This window comes from Acinetobacter lwoffii, from assembly GCF_024129115.1.
GTDB lineage: Bacteria > Pseudomonadota > Gammaproteobacteria > Pseudomonadales > Moraxellaceae > Acinetobacter > Acinetobacter lwoffii_T.
The window spans coordinates 515403-527577 of sequence record NZ_JAMXXO010000001.1 but is presented as its reverse complement, the minus strand read 5'-3'; the positions used below and the strand labels follow the sequence as shown (position 1 = coordinate 527577).

Genomic DNA, 12175 nt, shown 5'->3' with positions numbered 1-12175 from the left:
AGGTAGCAAGCTACCTTTCCCCGCTCGACTTGCATGTGTTAAGCCTGCCGCCAGCGTTCAATCTGAGCCATGATCAAACTCTTCAGTTTAAAATCAATAGCACCTTTAAAGGGTGCCAATCTTGGCTCATCAATTTTCTGACAAATATTTCTCAAATAAACTTCGAGTAATTTCTACCATCAATCAATGAAAATAATTTCGATCAATCAACCAGTAAAAATCCACACAAGTTGTTCTTCATAATCTCTTAATGATCTTCTTAAAACCTCGTCAGTTTCAAGCTCCAACCCAATCACTTAACGTTTCGTTTCGTTTCATGCATTGCGTTGGTGTGCTGCGTATTCTATACAGTTTCAAAACGAGCGCAAGGGCTTTTCTTAAAAATATTCAAAAAAACCAATCATGCGTTTATTTTTTAATCTAAAAGGCTATTTTTAACACTTTTTTGCGTTTTTCTAGCTAATTCCGCATGAAAAGTTTAAGCAAATGTTAATTTTCTAGCCTTCATCTCATAAAAAAAGATCACCTCAATGGTGATCTTTTTGATTCTTCATCAAAATATTTTAATTTGTCTGCTCAGCGAGCCAAGTCATAAATTTTTGACGTTCAGCTTTAGAAGCTTTCTGCCATAATTGAATCAGCTGCTGATCATTCTGTTCTACTGACTGAGTATATATAGCTGCCGGTTGATGAACTGGTGTCGCGGCTTGAGTTGTCATATCTACTTTTTTAGTCAATACGCGATTTCCAAACCATGGTTTCGCTGAATCTTTAGCGCCCGTCTGCTGGACTAAGAGCTGATTTTTCGCATCATATAGGCCAATAATGGGCTGATCTTTATATTTTTGCGCTGCATCAAAATCTTTAGGCGCCTGAATAAGTGCTAAACGGTAAGTTTCACCATCTTTAAGGCTTGGTGTTTTTACCGTAACCACACCTGACTTTAAAATGTCATGTGAATTGTCTGAATGCTGGAAAAATTCGTTATAGCGTACGCTGATCGCATTTACACCTGCATCCAAGCTATAAGTCTGATTAGAACGTAATAGACCCGAGTTCACCTCTTGATCATTTACGGCAACAATTTTTATTTCTTCAGGTACTGTGACGGTCACTGCCGAAAAAACTGGTGTGCTAAACAGAAACACTGCTGCAGTTGCCGCAATACGTAAACCCATATCCTATACTCATTTTTGGTTGTTTATTAAAAATTAGCTGCACTATGCCGCGTCTAAATGACAATCTTATGACAAAAGCTGGAGCGATACAGCCTGTGTTTTTAGCATTTATTTAGCTAGACATATCACATCATATCTAAATACAACTCTAAGACATAAAAAAGAAGCATCAAAGTGCTTCTTTTTTATAACCTAAAATCGTTTACGCAAAGGTCTTAAAGCGTTCTGCATCATCCATAAAGGTTTTTTCACCTGCAGGAGCTTCAATCGAACCAAATACCAGTTGAGCGCGAAGTTTCCAGTGAGATGGAATCTCGAAAGTTTGTGCAACTTCTTCATCAATAATTGGATTGTAGTGCTGCAATGAAGCACCGATATTTTTTTCTGCCAAAGCGGTCCAGGTTGCAAACTGTGCAATAGCGGAAGAATGCTCCGACCAGACCGGGAAGTTATCGGCATAGAGTGCAAACTGCTCCTGCATCGACTTCACCACGTTCTGATCTTCATAAAACAGTGCGGTACCATAACCTGCTGCAAAAGCATTGATCTTGCTATTAGTTGATTCAAATGCATCTGCTGAAACAAGGTCACGTAAAGTTTCACGTACAATATGCCAGAAGGTATCATGTGATTGACCAAATAAAATCACCACACGCGAGGTTTGCGAGTTAAAAGATGACGGACTGTGCTTCACCGCATCTTTAATAATTCTCTCAATTTCTGTCTGATCCAGATCTACATTTTTTCCAATTGAATAAATGCTACGACGTTGTTTGATTTGATCTAAAAATGCCATGAACCCACCTCTGTATATTTTGATTATTAAAAAATCGATAAAGTCATATTACGTGCTTTAAACACCCAAGACAGGTGCATTTCGATAACAATGTGTTTTATTTATAGAACAATCAGATTTAGATCTGAGTAGCGTATTTGTATCTGATTTTATCCGCAGCTTCCATGCTGTCACATATAAAGTGTTCTATAAAATTTTAATTAAATACTTTGAAACGATGCTGATCCGGCTTTTGTAATTTTTCTTCTACTGTTTGTTCAATTGATCCAAAGCAAAGTTGTGCCCGTAACAACCAGCTCTTTTCAATCTGAAAATGCTCAGCGACCCTTTCATCAATCAGTGGATTATAGTGCTGTAAGGATGCCCCTAAGCCAGAATCTGCTAGCGTCGTCCATACAGCAAATTGTGCCATACCGGAAGTTTGTTCCGACCACGCTGGAAAATCCTCACTATTTAATGGCATTTTTTTTTGCAATTGTTGAATCACCGCTTGATCTTCATAAAATAAGACCGTGCCATAGGCCGCAGCACATTGATTCAACTTGATTTCAATTCCTTCGTAAATATGCTCTGGAACATGCTGGCGCTGCACTTCTTTTACGATATCCCAGAATTGATGATGAGAATCTGCAAATAACACCACAATGCGCGTAGTTTGAGAATCATAAGCCGAAGGACAACTCCGCACTGCTTCCTGAATGATTTCGCTAAGATAAGCCTGACTAGAATGTACCCGCTTACCAAGTTGATCGATACTACGGCGCTTTTTCAATTGATTGACAAAAGTCAGTTCTAAATCATCATTCAGTTTATTTTTTCTTGAAAATTTAAAATCCTTGGTTATATCGCTTGTTAATACCTGACCAATCTTATTTAGCAATGCCATTTTCTACCCCACAAAAAACAAGCCAAATCAGCTTAGAGAATCCCATACAATTATAAGGCCTTTGTTGAGATGAGCAGATTTAGTGGTGGTTTTGCTGTTGATTTTTACAACACTCAAACCAGGCAAAAACAACAAACTCCGCACTTGGCGGAGTTTGTGTGAAGCATTGCGCATTATTTATTTTTCAGTTTCAAATAATGCAGCAACAAAAGATTTGGCAGAGAATGGACGCAAGTCATCAATTTTTTCACCCACACCAATAAAGCGAATCGGCACATGAGTACGACTGGCGATATTAAACAGTACACCACCTTTGGCAGTCCCATCAAGTTTGGTAATAGTTAAGCCCGTCAAGCCTACCGCCTCATCAAACATCTCGACCTGATTAATGGCATTCTGGCCAGTACCGGCATCGACCACCAACATCACTTCATGCGGTGCAGTGGCATCAATTTTCTGCATCACACGTTTTACTTTAGTCAATTCCTGCATCAAATGACCTTTGTTATGCAAACGGCCCGCTGTGTCTGCAATCAATACATCCACGCCTTTGGCACGCGCACTTTCAAAAGCATCGAAAATCACTGAAGCTGAGTCAGCACCATGACCCTGAGCAACAACCGCAATATTATTACGCTCACCCCAGATCTGTAGCTGTTCAGTTGCAGCCGCACGGAAAGTATCACCTGCTGCCAACATGACGGTCTTGCCTTCACCTTGCAGACGTTTTGCCAACTTGCCAATGGTAGTCGTTTTACCGACACCATTCACACCAACCACCAGAATCACATAAGGCGATTTATTCGGATCAATGTGTAGCGGTTTTACTCGTGGTGCCAATAAAGCCACCAGTTCTTCCTGAAGCGCTTTATAGAGTGAATGCGAATAGATCAAATCACCACGTGCCGTACGTTCAGTCAGGTTAGCGATAATGGTCTTGGTGGCTTCCACACCGATATCGGCCACCAGAAGCTGCTCTTCGACTTCTTCTAATAATTCATCATCAATTTCTTTACCACCGATCAGGATATTCACCATCCCATCGGCAAGGTTTTTACGGGTTTTGGTTAAACCCACTTTCATACGGCTAAAGAAGCCACCTTTCGCAGCAGAATCTTCATTTTCAGTTTCTGTTTCGACAGGTGCAGAAACCACAACGGTTTCGCTTGGCGTTTCTACGATAGGCACATTCACCGCAGGTAAGCTCGGTAATGTGACATCATCATCTCCGATATCAGCATCAATCAAAAATTTGTTTTGCCCATTAGATTGCTGTTGCATGCCGAATCCTTGAAAAGCATTGCGTTAAAAACCCAGATTCTACCATAACTTGCCTGCTTTGCAGCTAGCAATGCAAATGCTGGACAAACATACCAAAAAGCTACAGCTCTCGGTTGCTTTCAAGCACACATTTATTAAAAATAACTCTAAATACAAATGCCTATTTCAGGAGATCTAGTGTTCATCACCTTTTTGACTATCTCCTCTTTCTCGCCAATAATCAAACAGACGCTTTATCCACTCGGCGCAGCGGTCTTACTTAGCTTAAGTGTTAACTCGGCTCAGGCACAAACCCGAAGCGAATTATCACGGACTACTTTTGAAACTACGTTAAGTAACGGTTTAAAAGTCATTATTCGGGAAGACCATCGTGCGCCCATGGTAATGACACAAATCTGGTACAAAGTCGGCAGCAGCGATGAATCTGGAAATATTCTGGGGGTATCACATGCGCTTGAACATATGATGTTCAAAGGCACTGATAAAGTGCCAAATGACGAATTTACCCGCCTGAGCCGGATTTATGGCGGCAGTATCAATGCGGCTACCTTTACTAATTACACCAATTATTATCAGCTCTATCCTAAAGCCTATTTTCCTATGGCGCTGGAACTTGAGTCTGATCGGATGAGTAATTTACTGCTTCGACAACAGGACTTCGAGCCAGAGATTAAAGTCGTCATGGAAGAACGGCGCCAACGCACCGATGACAATCCGCGTGCGCAAGCTTTTGAACGATTTAAATGGATCAGTTATCCGACCAGCCATTATCGCCAGCCAGTGATTGGACACATGAAAACCCTGAATAATATTCAGTTGAATGATGTCAAAAAATGGTATCGGGACTGGTACAGTCCGAATAATGCCATTTTGGTGATTGTGGGGAATGTAGAATCTGAAGCTGCTTTGGCTCAGGTACAAAAATATTTTGCTGACATTCCCGCACGTCCAACACCAGCGCGCAATGACGTACTGGAATTTGAACGCTTAGGTTATCGGCATATGGAAATTAATAGCAGTGCTCAAGTGCCTAATCTGTACATGACATGGAATGTAAAATCTCTCAGCACTGCAAAAAATCCCCAAGATGCTTATGCCTTGACCATTATTCGCAGTCTTTTGGACAGTGGCATTTCTTCGCGTCTGCAAGACCGATTGGTACGTGATCGTAAAATTCTGACCTCTGTCAGCGTTTCTTATGATCCCTATAATCGCGGCGACAGCCTGTTTGGTATTTCTGCCTTACCTGCGCCGGGCATCTCTTTGCAAGAAGCACAAGAAGCGATTCAGGATGAAGTAGATTTACTTAAAACTACAGCGATAACCCAACAGGAAGTGGATCGTATCAGCACCCGCTTTATTTCCAATTTGATTTATAGCCAGGATGATATTGCCGGCCAGGCCAAAATGATTGGCAATCTGGAGGTCAATGGCTTGAGTTATCGCCTGATGGATGAATTACCGAAACACTTTGAAAGTGTCAGTGTTCAGGATATCCAGCGCGTCGCCAACGCCTATTTTGTGCGTGAAAATCTCAGCACACTTTATCTATCACCTGAACAAAACACCCAGAAACGGGGATTATAATGCTTCGACTTCATCCATTTTTGCTTATTTCAATTTTAAGTCTTAGCTCGGCTACCCATGCAGAAAACTATCTTGACCCTCAACCTGACCAAAATGACAATCTGAGTCAGTTACAGTCTATCCCCTTGCTACAAAGCTTAAAAAATATTAATCCGCAACGGGATTTTCAGGCGCCTTATATTCATGATCTGAACAATCGCTACAAGGTACGTACACTGTTTGTTGAAACGCAAGATCTTCCCATGGTCGATATCCAACTGACCTTTAATGCCGGTTCAGCCCGTGATCAGGAAATTGCCAAAGGTCTATATGGTCTGTCGAATATGGCAGCCAAGTTGATGCGTGAAGGAACCGACAAATATAGCGCCAATCAGGTGGCGGAAGTTTTTGACCAAACCGGAGCACAATTCAGCGTACAAGCCTATCGGGATATGTTTGTAGTTCGCCTGCGTACGCTTTCAGATCCGGAAAAACTGGAACCTGCATTGAGCATGCTGATGGAGGTTCTTAAGAATGCGTCATTTAAACCGTCCAGCATTAATCTGGCTTTAAGTAATACCCAAGTGGGACAAAAACAGCTGCAGGAAAACCCAAGCCGACTGATGGATATCCGTTTTTATCGCGCTTTATATGGTCAGCACCCTTATGCAGAACCAATCAGCGGCACCCAAGGCAGCACCAAGAAAATTAATGCAGAATTATTGAAAAAATTTCGTGATCAGTTTTTGGTGGCGCAAAATATGAATATTGCCATTACTGGCAAACTCAGCCCGAAACAGGCACTCGAACTGTCTGAACGAATTGCCGGCAACTTACCTCAAGGGCAAAAAGCAGAAACATTGCCACAGCCTGAAATTCAATCTGGCTTTGAAGTGGTACATCTACCCTATAACTCGTCTCAGGCGCATGTCACCTTTGGGCATTTAGGCCCAACCCGCTTTACTGAAGATAAACTGGCTTTAGAGGTCGCCAATCGCATGTTTGGCGGTAGCGGATTTAATGCGGTACTCATGCAGGAACTGCGGGTAAAACGTGGTTTTACTTATGGCGCTTATAGTTCATTGAGCTTTAGTCAGGCACCGGGCGTATTCAGCTTTAAGTATTCCACGCGTCAGGATCAACTGCTGGAGAGTATTCAGGTCGCACATCAAGCATTTATCAACTTTGTCAGTCAACCTATTGATACTCAGCGTCTGGAAGAAACCAAAGCAGGCATGTTACGCGCCTTTCCTAACAATTACAGCAGTAATGCCACCATTAATGCCCAGCTGGGCAATATGGGCTTTTATAGTGAGCAAACGGATTATTTATCCAGTTATCCAGAACGCTTGGCTAGAATCACAGCGGCGGATGTACAAAATGCAGTGCGCAAGCATTTTCATCCTGATCGCTTAACCCTGGTCGTTGTCAATAAAGAACTGGATCAAAATGCTTTGAAAATGCGTTTGGAACAGAATTTAATGGATGCCAATTATTACTTACCAACAAATCCTATGCCTAAGGCATCTCCACAGAGACCGGCGGAAGCTGACGTGCCCGAAGCGATTCCTGCTGATAAGCCTGCATCAATTTAAGGTACTGCCCACGACGGATATGCTGCTGCTCTAACAAGGCGAGTGCCATATCTTGGGTTTGGGGAAGGTTTTGCTGTTTAGACAGTTGTTGAATCTGGGTGACTTGGGAAAGGCTCAACGGACGATATAAAGCAAATGCGGCTAAAAGTAGAATGACCGCAATAATAAAAATAACCACACTGTTATAAATCTGTTCCAGTTTGATTCTGCTGAAAAATTGGCTTAGTTTTTCTGTATCTATAGACATACACTACCTCAGGTTAGAGGTAGTGTATGGTCGCAGTTACATAAGTTCAAGTCAGCGCACTGAATATTCATAAGAGCTGAATCCTGCTATTTCGAGGACTAATTCATGATTCTGGTAATAATTGTTGAATACAGCACCAATGCAACAACAAGTAATACCAGTGCAATTGCAAATTTACTTAAACCGGCTTCTGCTTCAGGCGGATGTAAGCGATCCTCATCTGCAATGCGGACCAGCTCACCATTATAGAGTTTATAAAACTGCTCACGCTGGTTTTCGTCCAGCGCCCGGGTAAAGTCGTAGACTTCTTTACGTTGTGCCAGCCCATAATCACCTAGATGGGTATATTTACTGAATATAGCTTGATCGAGTTTTTTACGATGCAAATCGGCAAGTTCCATAGTTTGACCTGCAGTCGGAGGCATATCAAATTTCACACCATCTAAAGTTCTTGTCATCATGGCCTTCTCCTTATTGTTTGCTATCCATTTACAATGTAGCTTAATAATATTTATAGTTGTGTATAGTTTAATCAGTTAAACTATAACTGAAGTAAACAAATAAAATTGAATAGTTGACTTTTCCATTATTTTGTAATATTAGTTTAACAATACTAATTTATATTTGTATTTAGACTAAATAGTCTATCCTGTAATCATAATTAAAATTAAGGAGTTTTTATATGATACAACAACTCTCTCAACACGATCTGGAACATCTGTACGCAGATGCCGTGAATACCATTCAATCGCAAATGAACTTTGCTGATGCGGTAAAACAGCTTGAAGAAGCCGCTCGTGCTGGCCATGGTAAAGCAGCGCTTTTTTTAGCAGAACTTTATTATCAAGGTTTCCGTGTAGAACGAGATTCACTCAAAGCCCAGTACTGGCAAAACATGGCCACCATGCAAGCATAAAGAAACGTCACCTAGGTGGCGTTTTTTTCAGCCCTTTTTTCAATAAATAGCAATCAATACATATTTTCTTACGAATCCTTGCAAAGCTGAAACAGTAATTTCATATAAAGTTCCTAGAATAGAGCCTGAACTCCAATAGCACTTTATTCTAATGAAACCACGAAAAATTATTCAATTTGATCCGATCTGCAAAAACTTTCTGTTAAAGATCACGATGCTTAAATCTTTGATGAATTGTGGCGAGCTATGGGGCGCATATCACCAAGGCTGGGCGATGATGCGTGACCAGGAAGACTGTATCTTCCCATTCTGGCTCAATCCGCTGGATGCCAAAAATTATGCCCAGCAACATTGGCCGGATTACATTCCACGTAAAATCAATTCTGAAGATTTTGAAAATGCATTATTACCCACCCTGTCGCGACTGAATGTTACGCCAGCGCTGTTCAATACCAATGGAACCAAACTCAAACTGACTGCTGCACAGATGCGTCATCTGTTTTTTTCGCAACAAAGACTGCACATTGCTTAAATAACATGCTATTTATAAAGACTAAAACCTAAACACTTAGAGATGTTCAGGTTGAATACATACTCTAGGATTAATAATAAATTAACCAATAAGGATGATTAAGCATGACCAATGTGGCACAGGTGCTCAGTGAAAAAATGCATCAAGCTATTTATACCATCCGTCCAGATTCTACCGTTTTAGAGGCCATCACTTTGATGGCGGATAAAGGAATCGGGGCGCTTGTGGTAACCCATGAAGACAACGTGGTGGGGATTTTGTCAGAGCGGGATTACACGCGTAAGATCGCCCTGATGCAAAGAACCTCATTCGACACCACTGTTAATGAAATCATGACCTCTAAAGTGATTACCGTAAATACAGCTACTAGCGTAGAAGACTGTTTATCTTTGATGACTGAACGCCACCTACGCCACTTACCTGTGGTCGAACATGAAAAACTGATCGGTCTGATTTCAATTGGGGATTTGGTCAAAGCGGCCATGGATGACCAACGCAAATTGATTGAACAGTTACAGCAATATATCTCAGGTTAAAACACCATTTAGCTTCCTCTAAGGCATTTGAAGATCACTTAAGTGACACCAAGATAAAGTTTTATATCTGATGCATAAAAAATCCCGGTACGTGTATCGGGATTTTTTTATATGAACATTCTGAATAAAATCAGTTTAGACCTAATTTTTCTGCGACGTAATCTGAGTCTTTATCACCACGACCCGATAAGTTCACCACAATTTTGGTATCTTTTGGCAATTTACCCGCTTCACGAATTGCCCAAGCCACCGCATGCGAACTTTCTAGTGCAGGCACAATCCCTTCTACACGGGACAAGGTCATAAATGCATCCAGACATTCCTGATCGGTTGCAGTCGTATACTCAACCCGACCCAAATCTTTAAGCAAGCTATGCTGCGGCCCCACACCCGGATAATCCAGACCAGAAGCAATTGAATGCACTGGCAATGGCTCGCCTTGTTCATCTTCAAGCACATAACAGGCCATCCCATGTAACTGGCTCGGTTTACCTAAAGTCAATGTTGCTGAGTGCTTGTCAGTATCCAGACCATGACCTGCCGGCTCAACGCCTACCAGTTTCACATCTGGTTCATTTAAAAATGCAGTGAATGCACCCACTGCATTAGAACCGCCACCGACACAGGCAACGACATAATCAGGATTTGCACCAAAACGTTCATTGGCCTGAACTTTAATTTCATCACCAATAATCGACTGAAAATCACGAACCATCATCGGAAATGGATGCGGTCCAACCACCGAACCGATAGCATAGATGTAATTTTTCGGATCTTTCAAATATTCTTCAAAAGCACTGTCGACTGCATCTTTGAGTGTGGCTGTACCGCGAGTCACAGAAAAATGAGCTTGGCACCCAGAATTTTCATCTTGACGACGTTTGGATGCTCTTTTTCGATATCCACCTGCCCCATATGAATTTCACACGGAATACCCACCAAGGCACATGCAGTTGCCAAAGCAACACCATGCTGGCCGGCACCAGTTTCTGCGATGACTTTGGTCTTGCCCATATATTTGGCCAGTAGTGCTTCACCTAGGCAATGATTAATCTTGTGCGCGCCAGTATGGTTCAGATCTTCACGTTTCAAATAAATCTGGGCTCCACCGAGCTGTTCAGAAAGACGTTTGGCATGAAATAGTGGACTTGGACGACCGACATAATGAGCAAATAGGTCTTTCAATTCATTCTGAAATTCTTCAGTCTGACGAATTTCCTGATAGGCCACATTAATATCATCCATGGCCTGTTTCAGATCGGGTGGAATAAACTGACCGCCATACTGACCAAAAAAACCCTCTTCATTCGGTAACGCAATACCATTAATTTGATGAGCCATAATCATGCCTGAAATTTTAAATAAGAGATAATGAGTGACTTTATACTAGAATAATTTTTTTTAAATCACTAATAACTCTAACTAAAGTCACTTATAGATAAATGGAATTAACGCGCCAGATATTTAGTCATGTCTTCAATGCCTTTCAGCGTCATTGGAAACATATGATTTTCAAATATTTGCTGGATCAGACCAATAGTATGGGTATAATGCCAGTATTTTTCTTCTTCAGGATTCAGCCAAGCGGTTTTATCAAAATGCTGACGTAGACGCTGCAACCAGACTTGCCCAGCCTCATCATTCATATATTCAACCGAACCACCGACAGAATTCAGCTCATAGGGTGCCATGCTGGCATCACCGACTACAATCACGCGATAATCGCGCCCATAGGTATTGAACAAATCCCAGGTATTCATACGTGAACTGGAACGGCGAATATTGTCTTTCCAGACATAGTCATACAGACAGTTATGAAAATAGAAATATTCCAGGGTCTTGAATTCGGTTTTCGCAGCACTAAACAGCTTTTCACACTGGGCAATATGCGCATCCATCGAACCGCCAACATCAAATAGCATCAGTACTTTGATGCGGTTACGACGCTCCGGCACCAATTGCACATCCAGAATCCCCTGCTTGGCAGTTTCACGAATTGTCCCGTCAATATCCAGCTCTTCGGCTGCCCCCTGACGGGCAAATTTTCGTAGACGGCGCAATGCCATCTGCATCTGGCGGCTACCTAAAATCTGTTCATCATCCAGATTGCGGTATTGACGCTGCTCCCACACTTTCACCGCAGAACGCTTACGCCCCGGCCCGCCAATACGCACACCTTCAGGATGATCGCCATAGGCACCAAAGGGTGAAGTGCCACCGGTACCAATCATCTTGTTGCCGCCCTGATGTTTTTTATGCTGTTCGCGCAGACGCTCTTCTAGCATTTTCATCAGTTCTTCCAGCGATCCGGCTTTTTTCAGCTCTTCGCGCTGCTCCGGGGTCAAATGCTTTTCCAGCAACTCCAGATCAAACCAGTCTTTGGGCAGCTTATGCACCTGATTTAGCAGCTCATCCAGATCAAAGGTCGCGATACCATCAAAATAGTCTTTCATGGCGCGATCGAACTTATCGAAATAGCGCTCGTCCTTGACCATGACGGTTTTGGCCAGCTGATAGAATTCATCCTGATCGGCAAACACCAGACCTGCAGCAACCGCCTGATTCAGGTCAATCAGCTCACGAGTCGATACCGGCACGCCGTATTTGCGTAAGGTATAAAACAGTCGCACAAACATGCGTGT

Annotated in this window: 12 protein-coding genes, 1 rRNA gene and 1 pseudogene; 5 read left to right on the top strand and 9 right to left on the bottom strand. The window is 42.2% G+C overall.

Features of this window, described 5'->3' with window-relative positions; all coding sequences use genetic code 11:
- The 5 genes from NI470_RS02590 to ftsY form a co-directional block, all read right to left on the bottom strand.
- Positions 1 to 89, bottom strand: a 16S ribosomal RNA gene (locus NI470_RS02590); the annotation flags it as partial.
- Between the two features lie 474 nt (positions 90 to 563).
- Entirely contained in the window at positions 564 to 1178 is a 615-nt protein-coding gene (locus NI470_RS02585) for a DUF2057 family protein (protein WP_005100087.1), read from the bottom strand.
- A 202-nt stretch (positions 1179 to 1380) separates the two neighbouring features.
- Entirely contained in the window at positions 1381 to 1974 is a 594-nt protein-coding gene (locus tag NI470_RS02580; protein ID WP_086044744.1) for a nitroreductase family protein, read from the bottom strand.
- Positions 1975 to 2170: 196 nt separating this feature from the next.
- A complete protein-coding gene (locus NI470_RS02575) occupies positions 2171 to 2860 on the bottom strand; it encodes a nitroreductase family protein (protein ID WP_253147491.1) in 690 nt (229 codons plus the stop codon).
- Between the two features lie 177 nt (positions 2861 to 3037).
- Positions 3038 to 4141, bottom strand: coding sequence for a signal recognition particle-docking protein FtsY (gene ftsY / locus NI470_RS02570; RefSeq protein WP_191112106.1), 1104 nt, complete (start codon positions 4139 to 4141; stop codon positions 3038 to 3040).
- A gap of 177 nt (positions 4142 to 4318) precedes the next feature.
- Here ftsY and NI470_RS02565 point away from each other — a divergent pair, with 177 nt between their 5' ends.
- Positions 4319 to 5728: a M16 family metallopeptidase gene (locus NI470_RS02565; protein WP_253147492.1), complete on the top strand. Its 1410-nt coding sequence runs from the start codon at positions 4319 to 4321 to the stop codon at positions 5726 to 5728.
- A complete protein-coding gene (locus NI470_RS02560) occupies positions 5728 to 7302 on the top strand; it encodes a M16 family metallopeptidase (protein ID WP_253147493.1) in 1575 nt (524 codons plus the stop codon). The genes NI470_RS02565 and NI470_RS02560 overlap by 1 nt, the downstream gene beginning before the upstream one ends.
- On the opposite strand, the gene NI470_RS02555 is transcribed toward NI470_RS02560, so the two are convergent.
- Positions 7226 to 7549 (bottom strand): hypothetical protein, encoded by a 324-nt coding sequence (locus NI470_RS02555; RefSeq protein ID WP_004731236.1) that lies wholly within the window; start codon positions 7547 to 7549, stop codon positions 7226 to 7228. The genes NI470_RS02560 and NI470_RS02555 overlap by 77 nt on opposite strands.
- A 98-nt stretch (positions 7550 to 7647) precedes the next feature.
- A complete protein-coding gene (locus NI470_RS02550; protein WP_253147647.1) occupies positions 7648 to 8007 on the bottom strand; it encodes a hypothetical protein in 360 nt (119 codons plus the stop codon).
- Positions 8008 to 8231: 224 nt separating this feature from the next.
- Here NI470_RS02550 and NI470_RS02545 point away from each other — a divergent pair, with 224 nt between their 5' ends.
- From NI470_RS02545 to NI470_RS02535, 3 genes are all read left to right on the top strand, one after another.
- Positions 8232 to 8465, top strand: a complete 234-nt coding sequence (locus tag NI470_RS02545) for an SEL1-like repeat protein (RefSeq protein WP_004278686.1) — start codon at positions 8232 to 8234, stop codon at positions 8463 to 8465.
- A 151-nt stretch (positions 8466 to 8616) separates the two neighbouring features.
- Positions 8617 to 8997 (top strand): DUF2750 domain-containing protein, encoded by a 381-nt coding sequence (locus NI470_RS02540; protein WP_004645256.1) that lies wholly within the window; start codon positions 8617 to 8619, stop codon positions 8995 to 8997.
- A 104-nt stretch (positions 8998 to 9101) separates the two neighbouring features.
- Positions 9102 to 9533 carry a CBS domain-containing protein gene (locus NI470_RS02535; RefSeq protein ID WP_004278688.1) on the top strand — a complete coding sequence of 144 codons (432 nt, stop codon included), beginning with the start codon at positions 9102 to 9104 and terminating at the stop codon, positions 9531 to 9533.
- A 130-nt stretch (positions 9534 to 9663) separates the two neighbouring features.
- On the opposite strand, the pseudogene trpB reads toward NI470_RS02535, so the two are convergent.
- Positions 9664 to 10778: pseudogene (gene trpB, locus NI470_RS02530) on the bottom strand (tryptophan synthase subunit beta).
- Between the two features lie 203 nt (positions 10779 to 10981).
- The gene (locus NI470_RS02525) at positions 10982 to 12169 is read right to left on the bottom strand and encodes a vWA domain-containing protein (protein WP_114542031.1); all 1188 of its coding nucleotides are present in this window, start codon (positions 12167 to 12169) and stop codon (positions 10982 to 10984) included.
- Between the last annotated feature and the right edge of the window lie 6 nt (positions 12170 to 12175).